General features: G+C 38.0%; 16 protein-coding genes. 8 read left to right on the plus strand and 8 right to left on the minus strand.

Annotation, left to right across the window (positions count from 1 at the left end; genetic code table 11):
* Positions 1 to 136: 136 nt before the first annotated feature.
* From JP39_RS07900 to JP39_RS07910, 3 genes are read right to left on the minus strand one after another with little or no spacing between them, the layout of a single operon-like run.
* On the minus strand, positions 137 to 934 hold the full coding sequence (locus tag JP39_RS07900) for a triphosphoribosyl-dephospho-CoA synthase (protein WP_041501740.1): 798 nt from the start codon (positions 932 to 934) through the stop codon (positions 137 to 139).
* Between the two features lies 1 nt (position 935).
* Positions 936 to 2,576, minus strand: a complete 1,641-nt coding sequence (gene mdcA / locus JP39_RS07905; protein WP_041501739.1) for a malonate decarboxylase subunit alpha — start codon at positions 2,574 to 2,576, stop codon at positions 936 to 938.
* A complete protein-coding gene (locus JP39_RS07910; protein ID WP_041501738.1) occupies positions 2,569 to 3,477 on the minus strand; it encodes an ACP S-malonyltransferase in 909 nt (302 codons plus the stop codon). The genes mdcA and JP39_RS07910 overlap by 8 nt, the downstream gene beginning before the upstream one ends.
* Before the next feature lie 127 nt (positions 3,478 to 3,604).
* On the opposite strand from JP39_RS07910, the gene JP39_RS07915 reads away from it, so the two are divergent.
* From JP39_RS07915 to clpP, 3 genes are all read left to right on the plus strand, one after another.
* The gene (locus tag JP39_RS07915) at positions 3,605 to 4,480 is read left to right on the plus strand and encodes a LysR family transcriptional regulator (RefSeq protein WP_041501737.1); all 876 of its coding nucleotides are present in this window, start codon (positions 3,605 to 3,607) and stop codon (positions 4,478 to 4,480) included.
* An 86-nt stretch (positions 4,481 to 4,566) separates the two neighbouring features.
* Positions 4,567 to 5,694 (plus strand): acyltransferase, encoded by a 1,128-nt coding sequence (locus JP39_RS07920; protein ID WP_041501736.1) that lies wholly within the window; start codon positions 4,567 to 4,569, stop codon positions 5,692 to 5,694.
* Positions 5,695 to 5,849: 155 nt separating this feature from the next.
* The gene (gene clpP / locus JP39_RS07925; protein WP_041501735.1) at positions 5,850 to 6,437 is read left to right on the plus strand and encodes an ATP-dependent Clp endopeptidase proteolytic subunit ClpP; all 588 of its coding nucleotides are present in this window, start codon (positions 5,850 to 5,852) and stop codon (positions 6,435 to 6,437) included.
* Between the two features lie 217 nt (positions 6,438 to 6,654).
* Here clpP and JP39_RS07930 read toward each other — a convergent pair whose 3' ends face one another.
* Both JP39_RS07930 and JP39_RS07935 read right to left on the minus strand, forming a co-directional pair.
* A complete protein-coding gene (locus tag JP39_RS07930; RefSeq protein ID WP_041501734.1) occupies positions 6,655 to 7,431 on the minus strand; it encodes an ABC transporter permease in 777 nt (258 codons plus the stop codon).
* A 20-nt stretch (positions 7,432 to 7,451) separates the two neighbouring features.
* The gene (locus tag JP39_RS07935; protein WP_048698731.1) at positions 7,452 to 8,387 is read right to left on the minus strand and encodes an ATP-binding cassette domain-containing protein; all 936 of its coding nucleotides are present in this window, start codon (positions 8,385 to 8,387) and stop codon (positions 7,452 to 7,454) included.
* 148 nt (positions 8,388 to 8,535) lie between these two features.
* Here JP39_RS07935 and JP39_RS07940 point away from each other — a divergent pair, with 148 nt between their 5' ends.
* The 3 genes from JP39_RS07940 (at position 8,536) to JP39_RS07950 (ending at position 12,974) form a co-directional block, all read left to right on the plus strand.
* A complete protein-coding gene (locus JP39_RS07940) occupies positions 8,536 to 9,051 on the plus strand; it encodes a MarR family winged helix-turn-helix transcriptional regulator (RefSeq protein ID WP_053085034.1) in 516 nt (171 codons plus the stop codon).
* Positions 9,052 to 9,669: 618 nt separating this feature from the next.
* Complete coding sequence (locus tag JP39_RS07945; RefSeq protein WP_041501733.1) at positions 9,670 to 11,061, plus strand: DHA2 family efflux MFS transporter permease subunit; 1,392 nt, start codon at positions 9,670 to 9,672, stop codon at positions 11,059 to 11,061.
* A 191-nt stretch (positions 11,062 to 11,252) separates the two neighbouring features.
* Complete coding sequence (locus tag JP39_RS07950; protein ID WP_041501732.1) at positions 11,253 to 12,974, plus strand: hypothetical protein; 1,722 nt, start codon at positions 11,253 to 11,255, stop codon at positions 12,972 to 12,974.
* A 317-nt stretch (positions 12,975 to 13,291) separates the two neighbouring features.
* Here the strand turns inward: JP39_RS07950 and whiA are convergent, their stop codons facing one another.
* The 3 genes from whiA to rapZ are packed head-to-tail and all read right to left on the minus strand — an operon-like array spanning position 13,292 to position 16,156.
* Complete coding sequence (gene whiA, locus JP39_RS07955; RefSeq protein WP_041501731.1) at positions 13,292 to 14,221, minus strand: DNA-binding protein WhiA; 930 nt, start codon at positions 14,219 to 14,221, stop codon at positions 13,292 to 13,294.
* The gene (locus tag JP39_RS07960; protein ID WP_041501730.1) at positions 14,221 to 15,255 is read right to left on the minus strand and encodes a gluconeogenesis factor YvcK family protein; all 1,035 of its coding nucleotides are present in this window, start codon (positions 15,253 to 15,255) and stop codon (positions 14,221 to 14,223) included. The genes whiA and JP39_RS07960 overlap by 1 nt, the downstream gene beginning before the upstream one ends.
* Positions 15,242 to 16,156 carry an RNase adapter RapZ gene (rapZ, locus tag JP39_RS07965; RefSeq protein ID WP_041501729.1) on the minus strand — a complete coding sequence of 305 codons (915 nt, stop codon included), beginning with the start codon at positions 16,154 to 16,156 and terminating at the stop codon, positions 15,242 to 15,244. Before rapZ ends, JP39_RS07960 begins: the two co-directional genes overlap by 14 nt.
* Positions 16,157 to 16,284: 128 nt before the next feature.
* Here rapZ and JP39_RS07970 point away from each other — a divergent pair, with 128 nt between their 5' ends.
* Both JP39_RS07970 and JP39_RS07975 read left to right on the plus strand, forming a co-directional pair.
* The gene (locus JP39_RS07970; RefSeq protein ID WP_041501728.1) at positions 16,285 to 18,309 is read left to right on the plus strand and encodes a cation:proton antiporter; all 2,025 of its coding nucleotides are present in this window, start codon (positions 16,285 to 16,287) and stop codon (positions 18,307 to 18,309) included.
* A 266-nt stretch (positions 18,310 to 18,575) separates the two neighbouring features.
* The gene (locus tag JP39_RS07975) at positions 18,576 to 20,042 is read left to right on the plus strand and encodes an MDR family MFS transporter (RefSeq protein ID WP_041501727.1); all 1,467 of its coding nucleotides are present in this window, start codon (positions 18,576 to 18,578) and stop codon (positions 20,040 to 20,042) included.
* Positions 20,043 to 20,067: the final 25 nt, after the last annotated feature.

Below are 20,067 nucleotides of genomic sequence, written 5' to 3' on the forward strand. Positions count from 1 at the left end.
ATTATAAATATTCGCATCAATTACATTCCAGTATCCAAAATGAACTGAATATAAAAGGTATTTGAATATTTTTACATTTAACAATTAATTAGTCGGAAGAGCTGGTGAATATTTCCCAGCTCTGTAGACGGAATACTTAATTTACCCTATCCGCTAAACTATCTAAAAAATAACTTGCTGCAAATAAATCTGCACAACCACCTGGTGAAATATTGTATTCACTGACGAATTTCTCCAACTCGACAAACTTTGAATTCTCAATAACCGGCGTGTTGCTTTCAAATATTTCTCTTGAAATTCTCTGTAATATTTGCAGAACTTTTAAATTACTGCGATAAACAATATTTGTATCGTTAACATTGCTGTATAACAACATCAAACGACGGATCCACAAATCGTCCGCATCATTCGTGTAACTCAAAACTTTTCTAATGTTAGGAAATCCATTCTGAGCTTCACCACGAGCTCCCGATAAAGCATACTTTTTCTTTGTTGCCATACCGTGAGTCTTCTTAGCACTTTGTGGAACATATTTATCTGGTAAATTAGCTAATGTCTGCGCCGATAGTAATATTTGTCCTATATCATTGGTCTGCAATGCGCTTGCAGCACTTATCAACAGACTCATGGTCCAGATAGCACCTTTGTGAGTATTAACCCCATTGGTTGCTTGGAACATGTCCGCCTCTGTCTGTCTACCGATTGCACCGATATCTTCACGTAAATTAATATCGATGTCTCGATCAAAACTGACTTCAGCTGTCTGTTGGAATCCCGATAGTAAACTATCAGCTGACTTTAAGAACAAATTTAAATCCATATCATCATGTGACCCATTGGATAATGCATCTACTAATCCGGGCTTGGGGGTAAAGTTTACTTCCCACTTCAGAGCATCAACTGCTAATTGTGCAACAGATGTTTTAATTTGCATTTTATGACCAACTTCTGAACTTAGCTGGTGGATTATATAGTCCATCTGACCAGCTTACTAAGTCGTCCATTGTTTGTGCAGCAAGAAGTGAACGTTTAGCTTCCTTACGATGTACATCAAGATCTTCTGGCAATGCGACGATATCACGTGCACGTAAGTCAGCAAGTTTTTTAGGATCACTTCTCAATCCAACTGGTGTAACTCCGGCAATAGCTTCAATAGCAGCTTGTCTTTCAGCCATACTATCTGTCTTGTACAAGTATGCGATACCCTCTTCAGTAACGATATGAGTTGTATCTTCTGAATAGATCATGATAGGAACATTAGCTAATTTAGCTTCTTTTCTAACTTCTTCAGCATCCAAGTGGTCAACGAAAACTGGCTTCTTGTTTGAGCCAAATGTTTCAACCATTTGTACGACTAGTTTTTGTCCTTTGCCTAGTGGATCATTGTCTGGACGTAGACTTTGCCATGCTGGTGTTGAGTGACGACGGCCTGTTGGGTTACTACCCATGTTAGGAGCACCACCGAATCCAGATAGACGACCATTTGTAACAGTTGAAGAGTTACCATATTTATCAATTTGTAGAGTTGAACCAACGAACATATCAAGTGCATATTGACCAGCCATTTGACCAAAAGCACGGTTTGATCTCATTGTTCCATCTTTACCAACGAAGAAAATGTCAGGACGGTGAGCGATGTAATTCTCCATACCAACTTCACCACCGAAACTGTGAATAGTCTTGACCCAGCCACTTTCAATAGCAGGAATCAATGTCGGTGTAGGGTTAACTTCCCAGTTAGGAACAATCTTGCCTTTCAAGCCTAGTTGTTCACCATATGTAGGTAGCAATAGTTCGATAGCGGCAGTATTAAAACCAACACCATGGTTAACTGTTTGTACATTATGTTTCTCATAGATACCACGGATTGCCATCATACCCATCAGAATTTGTAATTCGGTAATATTTTGTGGATCACGTGTGAATAGTGGTTCTAGTTGATATGGTTGGTCGGCTTGAATAACAACATCGACCCAGTCACCAGGAATATCAACACGTGGAACTTTATCAACGATTTCATTAGCTTGAACAATAACGATTCCGTCTTTGAAAGCAGCTGATTCAACGATTACAGGTGTCTCTTCTGTGTTAGCACCAGTGTACAAGTTACCGTCATGGTCAACTTTATCGGCAGCAACTAGGACGACATTAGGAATCAAGTCAACGTATAGACGTGCATACAATTCAAGATATGTATGGATATCACCAACGGTCATTGTTCCATCAGCAATCATTTGTGAGATACGAGTACTTTGTGGTCCGGCAAATGAAAAGTCCAACTTGCTAGCAATACCTGTTTCGAAAATATCCAAATGTTCTGGTCTTGAAACAGATGACATAATCATGTGTAGGTCATGAACTTTTTCTGGATCAACCGAAGCTAATACTTTTGACAAGAAACTAGCTTGCTTTTGGTTATCTCCTTCCAAGACAACTTTGTCTCCGGGGGTAATTAAGTCCTCCAACAATTCCTTTGCGTTTTCAGTTTGTACAAACTTACCATCCATCATTGGTGCAACTTTTTCTAACTTAGCGTTTTTGGCATCACGATGTGTAGTCCAACTTCTTTTAGTCATTTATTTTCCTCCATTTTTTTAATAGAAATTCAGTATCATCAATTCCCATTTCACTCATGGTAATATTTCTCAGATCAGGCAATTTAGAATGAACCAACTTGGTGAATGCATGCCCCGGCATCACTTCAACCGTTGTATCAATACCCAATTCACTGGCAACACTCATCATCGTGTCCCAATAAACCGGATAAATCAGATTGTTGATCATATCCTTTTTAACCTCATCTACTGTGTGAACGGCATGACCGTTGTAATTAGTTAGATAAGTACAATTGGGACGTTTCAATTCGACTGTCTTGAATGCTTCTCGCAAAGCATCGGCAGCTGATTGCATCAACGGTGAATGCGATGGATTCGGTACCTTCAAGATAAGTGCCTTTTGAGCGCCATTGTCTTTTGCTAAAGCCAAAACTTTCTTGATACCATCCAATGAGCCAGACAATGCTATCTGCAACTCTGAATTTTGATTTGAAACATAAACATCAGGCGCATTGACCTTTTCAACTAGTGCGGTTACTTCCTTGCGAGTCAATCCAACAATTGCTCCCATGCCATATCCAACTGGATAAGCTTCCTTCATCTTGGTCGAACGGAGAAAGACAATCTTAATTGCATCTTCTTCCGTCAAAACTCCAGCAGCAACTGCGGCACCAAACACTCCTAAAGAATGCCCAGCAACAACATCAGGCTTTTCATCAATACTGTGTAACTGTCTAATGTTAAATAATTGTAAAATCAAAATCCCTAATTGAATCTGTATGGAATCTTTGTAGGCCTCTTCATCATCGGTCAACTCAACCCCAGTCAAATCTTTAACTTTAGTTTTTAAATCCTGTGGTACGTTATCCAACATCCCCGAACGTTGTCCACCTTGTCCTGGGAATATCCATAAAGTACGCATACATTCACCTCCAAATCATCCTTATTTGCTGATCTCACATTTCCTAGTATAAAAGCGTAATCATAACATGTATAATACATAAATTGAATGATACATAACTAAACGGTTATGAATGGAGAATATTGGGATGAATTTAACACAATTAAAATGCTTTGCAGTCGTTGCGAATCAAGAAAGTATTACCAAAGCTGCTGAAATACTCTATATTTCACAACCAGCTGTCAGTAAAACCATCAAACAATTGGAAGACGAGTTACAAGTCCAGCTGTTTGATCGAACTGGTAGAACTCTAAAACTAAATCGTGCTGGTAGATTATTCTTCAGCTATGTTAATGATAGTTTGAAAGAATTGGATCGTGGTGTTAATGCTGTTCAAGGCGGAGTTGATAATTCCGATCAACCTATTTCAATCTTGTTGGAAGTGGCATCTCCTTTTATTCCCAGTATTGTAACCAATATTAAAGATAAATTTCCAAATGTTAGACTAAGTCTGGCACAGCATACGGTCAGAGAAGCTGACTTTAAACAATTCGACTTTATCGTTACCAGTCACCCACTCAAAGATCTGACAAACGTTCCTGTATTAAAAGAAGAAATCTTCGTTGGTTGGAATTCCAAATTTGGCTATACCAAGAAATTTATTAACCCAACAGAAATTAAAAGTGAAAAATTTATCGGTCTGACTAAGAATAATCCCTTACGAAATACCATCGACCGTTATTTCAACGAACGAGGGATTTCTTTAAATTACATGTACGAAACTGACGATCCAGCAACTATCCGTGGTCTCATTGAAGCTGGTATTGGATTAAGTTTCATCCCTTCAGTTACTTGGCAGACTATTGATGAGCAAGTGCAACTGGCTAGACTGACTCCCGAACCATTGCAGAGAACGATTTTTCTATGCTCACCTGCTAGTAATTTGACCGACATTCAACGAGAAATCAGTAATGAATTAATCAAGTTATTTTTGAGTTTTCAACGTTCTGAACTAAAAATTTAATTTGCAATTTATTTTGGAAGCGATTATATTAGCTCGTAAGAAGTCCCTTTGTTGATCTCACAATCAAGCAAAAGGGGAAATGACTAATGAATTCAAGATTAGACAATACAAGACCCGCTGATATCGGGGACTACATGAAAGTCTTCGCTTGTACTGCCGTTATGATGCAGACTGTTCTTGGTGTCGTTCTAGGCACCAATCCACCAGACAACGCCCAAACATTTATTGGGATTATTTATAATCTAGTTAAATTCACAGCTCCAGCCTTTATTTTTGGTATTTTATACACAACTACCAGAACTACTGGCAACAACAGCTGGAATAACTATGGTGGATATATGAAGAAACAATGGTCTGCTCTTTTTGTACCTACAATTTGGTGGACATTGGCATATTTACTAATATTTCCAGACGTTCAACAAGTAAATCAATTTAATAGTGTCGGCAGTTTCTTATGGAACTTTATAAACGGTAATGCTGCACCGCACCTGTGGTATAACACTATGATGCTTCAATTTATCATTTTAATGCCATTCTTCTGGGCACTCGGACATTGGGTCAAGAAAAGTACTACTAATGCTATCTGGGCAATTGCTTTGACAGTTGTCGGCTATGCGGCATGGCTATACTTTTACGATGCCAACGTATTCCACGGACCCCAAGCTACTAACTGGTACCTATTAGATAGACTATTTGTTAGTTTCGTTATTTATGGAATATTTGGTGTTATCGCTTGGGTATATCGTGAAAAATTTGAAACAATTATTAGAAAGACTTGGATTTTCCTAGCTGTAGCAATCATTGCCGTTTATTATTGGACGAACAGTGAACTATCAGCTTATGGATTCCCTGTTCAATTGACTAATGCTCCTTACTACAAGCCATCAATGACTTTGTATGCATTATTAGTTATTAGTTTAGTTGCCGCATTATCAATGTATCATTTGCGCAACAACTCCAAGGCTCTACCTGTATTTCACTTCTTAGCTGTCTATGCTTACCGTGCATACCTATCAAACGTTTTCTGGTTCCAGATCATCTGGAGAATCTTCGGCCACAATTTGGCTCTGGCTCATCCAATCGTTGCCATTGTCGTTTGTTACTTGATTACATGGTGTCTAGCATTCACATCTGCTTACACATTCCACATTATCTGGTCACGTGTAAAATCAGGATTTAATTCCAAAGAAGTCTCAGAGCAAGTCAAACAATGATTAAAACAATAGGATTTGTGCGATAATGAAAAAGTTATCGTACAAATCCTAATTTTTTTTATATTTTAAGGTTTGTTTGTTGACCCACAAATCATATTATGCTAAATTAGCACTGTGCTATTAAGAGTGCTAATTAAAAACAGGAGGCATTTTAAATGTTAGTTCCTACAGTTATTGAACAAAGCTCACGTGGCGAACGTGCCTATGATATTTACTCAAGATTATTAAAAGATAGAATCATCATGTTATCTGGTGAAGTTAACAGTCAAATGGCCAATACAGTCATTGCTGAACTTCTATTCCTAGATGCTCAAGATTCAGACAAAGATATTTCAATGTACATCAACTCACCCGGTGGTTCAGTTACCGACGGTTTAGCCATTGTTGATACAATGAACTTTGTTAAATCTGATGTTCAAACTATCGCTACAGGATTAGCTGCATCAATGGGATCAGTTATCTTGTCATCAGGTACAAAGGGCAAACGTTTTGCACTTCCAAACTCAACTGTTCTTATTCACCAACCATTAGGTGGCGCACAAGGTCAACAGACTGAAATTGAAATTGCTGCTCAAGAAATTTTGAAGACAAGAAAGAGATTGAACCACATGTTGGCTGATAATTCTGGCCAATCATTCGAAAAACTTCAAAAGGATACTGATCGTGATAACTACATGACAGCCCAAGAAGCTAAGGACTATGGTTTGATTGATGATATTATGACAAACAAGGCTGACAAGTAAAAAGAAGAGGGTGCAGAGCGGCCGTTTAAATTTCTGTCGTTTGTAACTCGTTTCAATGATACTTTTAGTTAAAAAAACATGATTTCGATATTTTATCGAAGTCATGTTTTTTTGTTTACCTTTTTTGTTTACTTTGAAGAATTAAAAAAACTGAACTGTGACATAACTATTTTTGTTTTAAATACGCAGCCAGAAACGTGCAATAAAACACAGTTTTTTAGTTGTTACGGTTATATGCCCAAACTGTTAATGGAGCAAATACAACCACGATCATAATTCCAAAAATCAATACTAGAAAGGCCTCATTGGTCCAGCGACCTGTTGCCAAAATCTGTCTGATAGCAATAATCACATAAGTAATGGGATTCATATATGCTATAACTTGCATAGTTTTTGACAATGTGTGAATTGGAATAAAGGCATTTGATAGAAATGATAAAGTCAACATAATCATCAATGAGAAACTTTCAACCGTTGTGGCACTCTTGGCTAACATCCCTAGCAATGCGAAAATCCAAGACATTGCCCAACCGATAAAGATAGCAAGTAATCCGCTGACAACAATTCCACCGAAGCCGGCAGCTGGACGCCAACCCATGATATAACCGGTCGTTAATGAAGTTATTGTGGCGATTGTTAATCTTAGAATATCAGCGAAAAGTTGACCTGCCAAAGGTGCAATATGTGCCATTGGCAATGATTTGAAACGATCATATACTCCTGAATCCAAATCTTCTCTAATTTGTGAACCAGAACCTGATGACGCTGAAAGCATTGTTTGAATCAAAATTCCGGGGACAATTGTTGGTAAATAATTTTTAACATTACCGGCGATTGCACCTCCGAATAAATAGCCAAACATCAACATAAACATGACCGGCTGGATAATTACATCCATCATTCTATCAGGGTTGTGAATTGTCTTTAATAAATTACGGTAAGCCATTGTTGCAGTATTCATAATTAAATTTCCACGGTGTGTTTGTACGTCCATAATAAAAGCCTCTATCCTTTTTAATTTTTACCAACGGTTAAATTCATAAATACGTCATCCAAAGATGGTTCTTGGACTGTTAAATCAGTAATTGAAATTTTATCCTGCTGTAGAGTTGCCAATAATTTTGATAATTGATCAACTCCAGCCAAGTTGGTGCTCAAGCGTTGCCCTGCCAGATGAACAGTTGCGCCTAATTTATCGGTAACTAATTTAACCGTTGAATCAACTTGCTGATTATCACTCACAGTAAAACTTAAATTAGTTCCACCAATCTGTTGCTTTAATTCTGAAGGTGTTCCGATTTTTACTAATTTACCGTGATCGATAACTGCAATTCTGTCTGCCAATTGATCTGCTTCATCAAGATATTGTGTCGTTAATACAATTGTGGAACCCTGAGCTACCAATTTTCTAATCGTATCCCACATTTGCGTTCTAGTTCGAGGGTCCAATCCAGTAGTTGGTTCGTCTAGGAAAATCAAAGCCGGACGAGTAATCAAGCTAACTGCCAAATCCAATCTGCGGCGCATCCCACCTGAGAAATCTTTTAATGACTTATCAGCTGAATTGACCAGTGAGAATTCTTCTAGCAATTCTTCGGTCCGCTTTTTTGAATCTGCTCGTGATAAACCATTTAATCTTGAAAAAATCATTAAATTCTCACGGGCGGAGATATCTTCATCAACCGATGCATATTGCCCAGTCAGTCCAAACATCGATCTGGCCAACTTCCCTTCACTAGCAGTATCGTGACCAAAAATTTTGACCGTGCCGCTAGTGGATTTTAACAATGTCGTTATCATTCGCAAAGTGGTTGTTTTCCCGGCACCATTGGGTCCCAAGAGTCCGAACACCTCACCTTGTTTGACGTTAAAGGAAATATCATCAACTGCTGTTTTATCGTTAAATTTTTTTGTTAAGTGGCTAACTTCGATTGCATTATTTAGTGTCATTATTTATTGCCTCGTTGTTTTATTAATTCATCAGGTCACCTGATTAAAATTAATCATAAGGGTACCTGACTAAAAATGCAAGCATTTTAATCAGGCCACCTGAATATTTTTTATTTAAGCTGTATAATAGCCTTTGGAGGTAATGCTTATGCCTGATTTACTTAAACAAAAAAATGCCGCTGGAAAATTAATTGAATTCGGTATGGTGCGACACGTTGCTGACAAAGTTGCCCATCGAAATACCGATGAAGACGAAAGAAAATTCATGTTTCAAGGCCAAGGTAAAATCCTGCTTGCCCTGTCACAATCTAATGGTCTTTCACAAAAAGAATTAGCTACACGACTTGACTTGAGCGCCCAATCGACCGCTGAGTTCGTCAATAAATTAGTTAAAAAACAACTGGTCACTAAAGAAAAGTCGACCACCGACCGCCGCATGACAATTATTCGAATAACTGATTTAGGACGCCAAACAGCTACTATGGAATCAACAGTGCCCGAATTTCTAAATGCTTTGACCGATGAAGAACTTGATCAATTTGCCAATATTCTGAGTAAAATAAACACTCACCTATATGACGAAATCGAAAACACTGACCATCAAAACTTATTTAATAGATCTAAGCAAATGATAAAAGATGGTATCCGCGATTGGTTCCTTTAAAATTTAAATATCCCGTCTACAGAGCTGGGAACTATTCTCAAGCTGTGCGGAACGACTTGAGCCAAAGTACGGTCTCAAGTCTCGGTTTGAAGTCTTGACACAGTTCGTCAAGTCTCCAAACACGTCCGGTGGTATAAGTACGGGAGATACCTCCCGTACTTATACCACTACCACGGCACACAAATATTTCCCAGCTCTTCCGACTAGTTAATCATTATTAATTAAGTATAGGAACATTCAAATGTTCTTATATTGAATCCACTTTTGAAACCAAAATATAATTAATACAAACATCTGTAACAAATGAGTTGGAAGAGCTGAGAGCATTCATCAGCAGCGAAAGTGGCGTTATGGCTTTAGCCATTACACCACCGGGCGTGTTGGAGACTTGCTGGTTTTGCAAGGCTTCAACCGAGGTTCGAGACCGCTCTTTGGCTCGAGCCGTTCCGCGCAGCAGATGAATGCTCTCAGCTCTGGAAACGGCACCACCTTAAATACATAATGGACATTAAAAACACTGCCAAAATTGTTATAAATTAATCAATCAATTGGACAGTGTTTTTATTTTAGGCTATCCTTAAATTGTTATTAGACTAAACAAAAGAAAGGGGTATTTTTATGAATAAAGGTGAAATTCAAAATAGCCTGGCTCGTAAGTTATTTATCATCACTTTGTTATCCGGAACTTTTACAATGTCGATCAGTCAGTCATCACTATCAACTGCCTATCCAACCTTGATGAAATTCTTCGGTGTTACGGCTCCCACAATCCAATGGTTAACTACTGGTTTCATGCTGATTATGTGTATCATGATGCCAATCAGTCCATGGCTGTTAAATAACTTTTCATTCAAAAAAATCTTTTTAAGTGTTGTCGCAATTTTTGCACTCGGAACTTTCGTTATTATCATTGCACCAAACTTTCCCATCGCCATGTTAGGTCGGGCTTTGGAAGCTATCGGTGTCGGGGTTTTATTCCCATCATTTCAATCTGTTCTAATGTCCATCACACCCGAGTCAAAACGTGGTGCAACTATGGGTTACGCCGGACTAGTCATGGGCTCAGCTTTAGCTAGTGGTCCAATTATTTCCGGGATTGTTCTAAACTTTGTTCAATGGCAAGGACTATTCGTCATCTTTTTGTTAATTATGATCGTAATTTTTATCAGTGGTCTTATTTATATCAAAGATGTCATGCCTCGTCACAAAGCTAGTCTGGATTTAATTTCAACCGTCTACCTACTTGGTATCATTGGCCTGCTCTATGTGGTCAATCAAGCTGGAGCAACTAAGAGTTTTGGCACTAACTTGGTGATTCTACTCGTCATCAGTCTTTTATTAACGTTCTTATTTATTCGCCGTCAGTTAACCAAAAAGGAACCCCTACTCGATTTGAAAGTTATGAAAAACTTCAATTTCGACTTAGCAGTTCTGCTCACAGGATTCTCTTATATTTCACTGATTGTCGTAACAATTATTTATCCACTTTATTATCAAAATATTTTGCATACTTCGGTTCTGATGTCAGGTTTGGCTTTAGTTCCACCAGCCATCGTCCTCAGCATCTTGAATCCATTGACTGGTAAACTTGCCGATCGAATCGGATTCAAATCGACTTTATTAATCGGTATGTCAATGATTGTTGTCGGTTGGTTCTTACTATTTGCCATCCACACGAAATTAAGTATCTGGCCAATGATTTTGATTGCTGCATTAATTGAAGGCGGAAATGCCTTTGTTATGATGCCTGCCACAACTTTGGGTGGAAATTCTTTGTCAGAAGAATTATTGCCTCACGGTACTGCAATCATAACAACCGTTCGTCAATTGCTCGGCTCATTAGGCGTCAGCTTAGCAACATTGATTTTGGTTACAACTAATCAAAATCATCATTTACCTGCCAATACCGGTTTAATCGGTTTTCAAAAGGTTTTCGCATTCTTCTTTGGCATGGCGATTATCGGTTTGATATTTGCTTTATTAATTAAAAATAATAAGAAGACAGCTTAAAATTCTCAAATTCAAAAAGTCAGATAAATTCCAAACGGAAAATATCTGACTTTTTTGTTTACTTAAGATTGGATTGTTTTAAAAGAAAATTAAAAAAATAGTTGGCAACGAGAAAGGAGCTATTTCTTCAATCAACCTAAGTGAAGTATAATTAACTTCTGGATTATCTATTTTATTTAGGAGGGGAAATTTTGAATTCAAAGAATAAACCCGCTCTACAAACTATTTTTATTACCCTATTATTTTTCGTAGTTTTATTAGCATGGACACTGTGGCAATTCCACTTTAATTACATGGTCTCCATGTATGATACATACTTTCATTCCCAGCGTATTTATGAAATCAGACTGGCTTTTCAGCAACATTCACTGCCAAGCTGGGTCAATTTCAATACTTTCTTCAACACTGGACAAGCCGTCAATGGCATGTATCCTGATTTTACGCTCTGGCCCTTTGTTTGGATAACAAATTTCTTAACACCAATCCATCAACAAATTGCGATTAAAACGTTAATTTATGCTTTAACATTTATCGTTTCATTCATTTCCTTAAACAAGCGTTTTGACAGTCGTAACGCCGTTTTAGCCGCATCAATTTTTGTCCTATCAGGTTCAGCCATTAAAGATTTAACTAGTGAAATGCAAACCGGTACGGCGATCGTTATGATTTTCGCTTTTCCATTGCTTTTTACACTTAAAGATGCAATTGAAAGTGATAAAATCGATCCACCTTTAATTATCAAAACAGCATTATTAATGACTATTGTCATCAATTCTCACCTGCTAAGTGCTGTTGCTATCACAATAATCGCTAGTATCTTCTTAATCATTGAAACGATTATTAAAAAGAATTACTTAGCCTGGTTAAACTTAATCATCGCCGCTTTTTTAACAGTTGTCCTCTGTCTACCGATAATTTATCGGCTTATCCGGATTTCTAAAACCGGCTTACTGGCACCATTTGGTAAGGGTCACGTTATCAGTGAGCCAATTTGGACGTTATTTATGACGACTCGTTGGAACGCTAAATCAACTATCTCTATAACGGCAATTATCCTGCTAGTCATCACCATAGTTGGTCTCAAAAAAGATAAACTCAAGCAATTATTACCATGGTTTTATGTTGAACTGGCATTAATTTTATTCAGTACTAATATCATCCCTTGGAATTTATTCAGTAAACTGCCAATCATCAATACCTTTCAATATGCAAACTGGCGCTTTGCTCCCTTCTTGGGCATGATTCCACTAGTTTTAGTCCTAATTAATTTCAATCAGAAACGCACACGAATCATTTTCGTCAGCATGGTCGTTCTATCATACATAATGTCAGTCCAGACGGCTTTCCACGACCAATATCACAAAACTTCTAACAGTCCCATCGTCACTCAATATTCCAAAACAGTCGTCCCATTGAATGCCAATGCCAAAGTCACTTCAACTGGTATCAACAGTGACAAACTCATGCGAACATTAATCCCAGACTACGCTCCCAATTCCGTTCCCGTCCAAAAAGGATCAGATGGTGCTAGTTTGGATCCGCAAGTTTCATACTTAATTTCTCACCACTTGGCTGTCACCGAACAACGTGATATTCCATTAGAACATTCGACAACAGCTAATTCATTAACTTTAACTGCATCAAATGTTCCCAAAGGAAATATCAAATTGCCAGTCTTCGGTTATCGAACACTAAACTATCGCATCACATCCAATGGCAAATTAGTTCCGTTCAAAATTGACAGCACTGGTTTTATCAATATCAACAATCAACATGCCTACAAGCGAGTAAGTTATAAAATAATTCAAATTCAGCCAACACTTTATCGTCCGTTGATTTGGTTATCATTTACACTGTTCTTCGCTTTGGTAATCGTATTATTATTTCCAACTATTAAACAATTAAGAATGTAAAAAAAAATGAGCCGATAATCATAAAAAGATTATCGACTCATTTTTATTTTAAATTACTGAAGACTGCATGACAAAAATCCAACATAGCCATTGTCGTAACAATTCAGTGATAATTTAATTTAACTAAAAAATCAGTTGGAAGAGCTGAGAGTATTCATCAGCAGCGAAAGTGGCGTTATGGTTTTAGCCGTTACACCACCGGGCGTGTTGGAGACTTACCGTTTTTTGGTAAGGCTTCAACCGAGGTTCGAGACCGCTCTTTGGCTCGGGCCGTTCCGCGCAGCAGATGAATACTCTCAGCTCTGGAAACGGCATACTTAAGCTGACTCAGCCAGTTCGTTCAACTTTCTCAAACGATGATTGATACCTGACTTTGAAATAGGTCCACTAGGAACCATATCGCCTAATTCCTTCAAAGAAACTTCGGGATTTTCCAAACGCAAGACCGCAATCTCACGTAATTTATCAGGTAGAGAATCCAAACCAACTGTAGCTTGTAAATGTTTAATATTTTCAATTTGACGTTCGGCAGCAGCTACAGTCTTATTGATATTAGCGTTCTCGCAATTAACCAAACGATTAACTGAATTTCTCATATCACGAACAATTCTAATATCCTCAAACTTCAACATCGAATTAGTAGCACCGATCACCTGCAAGAAGTCCGCAATTTTTTCAGCTTCCTTCAAGTAAACGATATAACCATTCCGACGTTTCGTTGTCCGAGCGTTCAAATGGAAGTAATTCATCATCTGAGCGATTCCCTCATTATGAGTTTCGTATAATGAATAAATCTCCAAATGATATCTGGAAGTCTCCGGATTATTAACACTTCCGGTAGCCAAAAAGGCTCCACGAAGGTATGAACGCATCCTTTGATCTTCTGTCAATACTTCTTCTGGTACATCGGTATTGATCGATAGGCCAGATTCATCCAAAATATCTAAGTCCGTCAAAACTTTGTTGGTATCATGTTTCAACCGAACTAGATATTGATTATTTTTCTTCAATTTCATCTTTTTACGCACAAGCAATTCTGATTCCATACCATACTTTTGCTTTATCAAAGAAAAAATTCTTCTGGCAATTGCAGCGTTCTCAGTTTGTGCGGTTAAGACGAAGTGATGATTTTGTATGCTTAATGAGCCATTCATTCGTAACAATGCTGATAATTCTACTCGAGCATGTTCTGGATGGACGACTAACTTTGTGAGTTCCTGTTTGACCTCACTTGCGTAAGAAACCACTAACGTCTCACCTCATTTTTTCTATTTCCAGATTGCAAGGATAGATTAATAATTTCCTTGGCAACCTTTTCTCCATCATGGAAAGCACCTTTATCGTGCAATGACAAGAAGTCATCTTGGATAACTTTGCAGCCCATGTCTCGTAAATCTTCAAAATCTGTTTGTACCTGATTGACATACTCGTCATACTTCTTATGATCCATATATCCCTCAGGGATTTTTCTCGTATTAACTAGGACAGTATCGATAAAGTTACCGCCCAAATGTTCATTCAAAACCTTGACGTGATCAGCATCAGTAAAGCCTTCAGTTTCACCAATCTGTGTCATGATGTTACAAATATAAACGACCTCGGCAGATGTTTTCTTAACTGCCTCACCGATATCGCTGATCATCAAATTAGGCAAAATACTTGTGAACAAACTACCAGGACCCAAGACAACGACATCAGCTTGCATAATTGAAGCAATAACTGAAATAACTGACTTTGGTTCCTCTTCTGGTTCATCTGAATTTGTGACCCAAACTCGTTTAACATGCTTACCAGAGTGCGTGATTTCGTGCTCTCCAGCGAGTTTTGTTCCATCAGTAAACTCAGCATGCAATGTCAACTTGGTATTGCTAGCTGGGTAAACATGACCATCAACGTGCATCATTTTAGATAGTTCTTGTACGGCGTCAAAAATATTAGGTGACATTTCCGTTAAAGCAGCGATGATGAGATTTCCAATCGCATGACCTGAGAAGAAATCGTCATTGGTTCTAAAACGATATTGGAAGACATCTAAGTCCACTTTAGGTAAATCTGAAAGAGATGCTAAAACGTTTCGAATATCCCCAGGAGGGACAACGTTGATATAGTCACGAATGATACCAGATGATCCCCCATCATCGGCTACGGTAACAATTGCGGTAATATTAGCGTCCATGTTTCTTAAACTGTTTAATACAACTGGTAAACCAGTACCCCCACCTATAACTACAACTCTTGGACGACGTCCTTTAACAACCCGAACTATCCTATTTGTTGCCATGTTCGATTACCTTCTTTTGCGATTTTTCCATGTCACGGTGAGTAATATCGACATAGTACTTCTTCTTCAAATCCATACCAAGTCGTTGGGCAATTGCAACGGAACGATGTTGACCACCAGTACAGCCAATTGCAATCGTTAAACTAGTTTTCCCTTCTTTTTCATAACCGGGAACTATATCTTTCAACAAACCATAAAATTTATTATAAAAATTCTGAGTTTCATCATCATCCATGACGTAATCATAGACTGGTTTATCCATTCCAGTTTGAGTCTTCAACTCTTTAATGTAGAACGGATTTCTCAAAAATCTCACATCCATGACAATATCAGCGTCAATTGGCAATCCATATTTGAAACCAAATGATAATACTTCAATATGGAAAGTTGGAACGACTGAACTCTCTTGGAAATTATCAAAAATTTCTTCACGAAGTTGACGAGGAGTTAAATCAGTCGTATCAATTTCAACTGAAGCACGTCCTCTAATTTCAGATAACAATTCTCTTTCCTTTTGAATACCATCCAACAAACGGCCTTCCATAGCTAACGGATGACTGCGACGGGTCTCTTTGTAACGAGAAACCAATTCTTCATCGGAAGCATTCAGGAAGAGAATCTTCATATCAACCTTTTGTTGTTCTTCTTGTTCATCTTCATCCACTTTTGAGAGCATAGAAAAAATCTCATCATAAAATGAACGTGATCTAATATCTACAACTAGTGCTACCTTTTTGATTGTGCCAGATTCGTGAACTAACTCCCAGAATTTGGGAAGCAAGTTAGGCGGCATGTTATCAATACAAAAATATCCTAAATCTTCAAAGGATTGCATGGCAACAGTTTTACCAGCGCCACTCATTCCGGTAACAATGACCAAACTAAGCATATCTTCTGCCATATTGCACCTCACATTCGCATATAAGCATAACACAACATCCCTGGCGTGTCAGTTTTGTAATTTAAAAGATAAAGATAATTTTTTTCACCCATTTACGATACAATAAAGAACGTCAAAGGGGGCATTATATGGAGACGGTCTTTTTAATTCTCTTATTGCTTGCGGCTGTAGTAGTCGCCAATATCATTTCAGGAAAATTCTCGAAAATTCCGATTGCATTCATTCAGATTGCAGCCGGATTAGTTTTGTCATTTATACCTATTTATAGTCACTTTGAACTAGAACCTGAGGTGTTCTTATTAGTAATTATCTCAGTGTTAATGTTTAACGATGGTCAGCACACCAGCCTTTCACGTTTAACACACCAATTTGGAACAACTTTTTCACTATCGGTCGAACTGGCAATTATTTCAATCTTAATTGTCGGATTCATAACCCACTCACTCATTACCAGCATGCCACTAGCACTGGCTTTTGCATTGGGAGCCATCATCACCCCAACCGATGCCGTGGCAGTCGGTTCAATTACTAGCAACATGTTAGTCCCAACCGAAGTTATGGGAACTTTGGAAAATGAGTCGCTATTCAACGATGCATCTGGTATCGTGGCTCTAAATTTAGCGATTGGAGCTGCGGTGACTGGTCAATTTTCACTCTTAAACGGAATCGGCAACTTCATGTATGTCTTTTTCGGAGGAATTATCCTCGGCGGAATTCTGGGTGCATTTATCGTTGCATTAAGATTGCGCCTGATCAATATGCACGTCGACACGCCTTCAGTCATGGTGCCTTTTACACTCTTAACACCATTTGTCGTCTACCTAATAGCCGAAGCTGTCGGTGTTTCTGGAATTCTGGCAGTCGTTGTTACTGGTTTAATGCACGGCATTCAGCAAAATCGTCTGCGCCTAACCAGTTCACGATTACAAATTGTTATGACTAGTACTTGGCAAATCGTCTCCAGTATTTTAAATGGAATCGTCTTTGTCCTACTAGGCTTATCATTGCCAAAAGTAATTATTGACTTGCACGAACGCAATACCAGCTCAGTCGCCATCCTTTTGGGCATTGGTATTTTACTATATGCCATCATGACCGCCTTACGTTACTTGTGGACCGTTTTAGATTTGGCACGTATTCGTGCTTGGGATAAAAAAGAAAAGCAGGCTAACAGTACTATCATGGCTCTGAGCGGAGTTCATGGAACCATTACTTTAGCGATGGCTTTCTCATTGCCACTGAAATTGAATGGTCAACCTTTCCCTTATCGAACCGATATTATCTTCGTGGCCGCGATAGTTATTTTAACCAGTTTATTGGTCCCAACATTCGTCTTGCCTTTCCTATTACCTCAACAAGTCAATAAATACAGCGAAGAAGAATTAGCTCACGCCAAAATAGAGATGGTTGATAATGCCATCGTCTCGCTTCAAACTCAACACGGACAAGATGTTAACACTAGTCAAGTTATCAACATTCTTGATGGTCAAAGAACCATTGAAGGACATATTGACAAAGCTAAGCTAAATATCATCTTTGACAACTGTTTCGAATTGGAACAACAAGCTATCAACGAAATGTTAGAAAATAATGAGATTGATGAATTAAACGCTAACCTATATATGCGTGTGGCAAAACGGACAATCGTTCAATATCAACAGACAGATTGGCAAAGGTTCACATTAGCTGTTCGCTTTGGTATTTTAGAGAGATTTTCACCTAGCAAAAAAGCTCGTAAACGCCGTAAAATCTTTCATCAAATGAAACATCATCAAGCTGACAACCGCTCCGATATGATCAAACGCAATCGCCAAATGTGGCAACAAATGGCGATTACGGAGAAGAAACCTTTCGAAAGAATCACAAGTTATTTAGCACAAAGTCTAGTTAACAACCACGAAAATAGTCGTGAAATCAACCTAGTACGCCGTGCATATGATGAAAGACACCGTCGATTAACCCGTAGTTTTGTTGAGGACGAGAATTTCAAAGACGAACAAAATGAACTCTTGATTGAAGCCTTTCAACAAGAAAATAACTACATTCAATCCAAGATTGCGACTAAGGAATTCAGTACTGAACTTGGTAGTGCTTTATATGAACAAATTTCCACTGACCAATTGGTTTACTTACAATCAGTTAATGAAGAATAAATATTAGAAATGATTAAAATACGAGAGTGTGACAAAACATGGTCAACTTTCGAGCATTAAGGCAAATATGGACTGTAATCCGATTTTGGATTACAGTCCATATTTGTTTTAAGCGGAAAAAGTTATGTTTTGTCGCACGTTTATGCTGCGTATTTAAGACAAAAATAGTTATGTCACAGTCCCCCTTTTATTCTAGCGAGAAAAGTTTAGCAGTGCTAACATAGTCACCGTTGTGCCACTTTAATTTTGCGGGGAGTGTGAAAAACATGTCACAATCAAAAACAAACGTAATTGCGGTCACTATTGCAATTTACGCTGCAACATTTGTTAGTGCTGTTGAAGGCACAATCGTTTCCACAGCTTTACCAACAATTGTTGGGGAACTTCACGGTGTTTCCTTAATGAACTGGGTCTTCTCAATTTATTTATTAACAACAGCAATGGTTACACCCATTTACGGGAAATTAGCAGACTTAGTCGGCCGCAAACCTGTCATTCAAGTTGGTCTAGCTATTTTTATTGTTGGCTCAGCTATGAGTGGCTTAGCCAACAATATGCCTATCTTAATTTTCTGGCGAGCGGTTCAAGGGATTGGTGCTGGAGCTTTACTTCCGGTATCAATGACCATTATTGCGGATATCTATACTTACGAAAAAAGAGCTCAAGTTTTAGGAATCAATAATTCTGCATGGGGGATTGCCGCGGTTCTGGCACCTCTAATCGGTGGTATTATCATTGATAAACTAAGTTGGCATTGGATTTTTTTTATCAATGTGCCGATTGGAATTATAACTATGTTTCTTTTCCAAATATTTTTACATGAACCTAAACATAATAAACATGAAAAAATCGACTATCCTGGTAGTTTTTGGTTAATGTTGTGTTTGTTGGGTTTAATGCTTAGTTTTCAAAGTCTTAGTAATGCCATTATAAATTGGGGAATTGTTTTATTCGAATTACTGATCAGTATTATTAGCCTTTGGCAATTTATTAAGCGTGAAAGTCGAGCTACAAATCCTGTCATTTCACTAAAGCTATTTCAGAATCGACCATTCATTATTCAAAACGTAATTGCTGCACTGATTAATGGATACTTGATGTCTATTAGTGTTTACGTACCTACTTGGGCACAGGGTATCTTGGGAGTTCCGGCATCTTTTGCAGGATTTGCACTTACACCTAGTTCAATATTTTGGATCATCGGTTCATTCGTAACCAGCTATCTATTAGCAAAGTGGACCCCACGCCATATTCTTTATTTCAGTCTAAGTTTTATTTTTGTTGCCGGTACATGGTTTGCCTTACTACCAATCACAACCAAATTCGGTTGGTTTTTCTTAATTACAGCCATCAGTGGCTTTGGATTTGGAATCGCAATGACAACAACGACAGTTACTTCTCAACATTTAGTAGCTGAAAAGAACGTTGGAGTCGCAACTTCATTCAATACACTAGGTCGAACAATTGGTCAAACATTAATGGTTTCAATATTTGGAATCATTTTAAATATCGGTATGCAGCATGGATTAAAAAGTCATCCGGGCACAACGCTTTCGATGATGAACAAATTGATTAATCCCAGAACTGCCGATCAATTACCGAAAAACCTGTTGCCTGACCTGAGACAAGTTCTTTATACTGGCCTACATTGGGTATATATAATCGGAATTATTTTTGTAATACTATCATTTTTCATCAACAGTTTGGACAAACATAATTGGAAACAAGAGTAAAAAATCTCTCAATTCATTTTTAGAA

The sequence above is a fragment of the Companilactobacillus heilongjiangensis genome, from assembly GCF_000831645.3.
GTDB classification, from domain to species: domain Bacteria; phylum Bacillota; class Bacilli; order Lactobacillales; family Lactobacillaceae; genus Companilactobacillus; species Companilactobacillus heilongjiangensis.

What these genes read in the sequence shown, in the direction of transcription:
- JP39_RS07900 (WP_041501740.1), bottom strand. Translation starts at nt 934, where the DNA reads ATGCAAATTAAAACATCTGTTGCACAATTAGCAGTTGATGCTCTGAAG.
- mdcA (WP_041501739.1), bottom strand. Translation starts at nt 2,576, where the DNA reads ATGACTAAAAGAAGTTGGACTACACATCGTGATGCCAAAAACGCTAAG.
- JP39_RS07910 (WP_041501738.1), bottom strand. Translation starts at nt 3,477, where the DNA reads ATGCGTACTTTATGGATATTCCCAGGACAAGGTGGACAACGTTCGGGG.
- JP39_RS07915 (WP_041501737.1), top strand. Translation starts at nt 3,605, where the DNA reads ATGAATTTAACACAATTAAAATGCTTTGCAGTCGTTGCGAATCAAGAA.
- JP39_RS07920 (WP_041501736.1), top strand. Translation starts at nt 4,567, where the DNA reads ATGAATTCAAGATTAGACAATACAAGACCCGCTGATATCGGGGACTAC.
- clpP (WP_041501735.1), top strand. Translation starts at nt 5,850, where the DNA reads ATGTTAGTTCCTACAGTTATTGAACAAAGCTCACGTGGCGAACGTGCC.
- JP39_RS07930 (WP_041501734.1), bottom strand. Translation starts at nt 7,431, where the DNA reads ATGGACGTACAAACACACCGTGGAAATTTAATTATGAATACTGCAACA.
- JP39_RS07935 (WP_048698731.1), bottom strand. Translation starts at nt 8,387, where the DNA reads ATGACACTAAATAATGCAATCGAAGTTAGCCACTTAACAAAAAAATTT.
- JP39_RS07940 (WP_053085034.1), top strand. Translation starts at nt 8,536, where the DNA reads ATGCCTGATTTACTTAAACAAAAAAATGCCGCTGGAAAATTAATTGAA.
- JP39_RS07945 (WP_041501733.1), top strand. Translation starts at nt 9,670, where the DNA reads ATGAATAAAGGTGAAATTCAAAATAGCCTGGCTCGTAAGTTATTTATC.
- JP39_RS07960 (WP_041501730.1), bottom strand. Translation starts at nt 15,255, where the DNA reads ATGGCAACAAATAGGATAGTTCGGGTTGTTAAAGGACGTCGTCCAAGA.
- rapZ (WP_041501729.1), bottom strand. Translation starts at nt 16,156, where the DNA reads ATGGCAGAAGATATGCTTAGTTTGGTCATTGTTACCGGAATGAGTGGC.
- JP39_RS07970 (WP_041501728.1), top strand. Translation starts at nt 16,285, where the DNA reads ATGGAGACGGTCTTTTTAATTCTCTTATTGCTTGCGGCTGTAGTAGTC.
- JP39_RS07975 (WP_041501727.1), top strand. Translation starts at nt 18,576, where the DNA reads ATGTCACAATCAAAAACAAACGTAATTGCGGTCACTATTGCAATTTAC.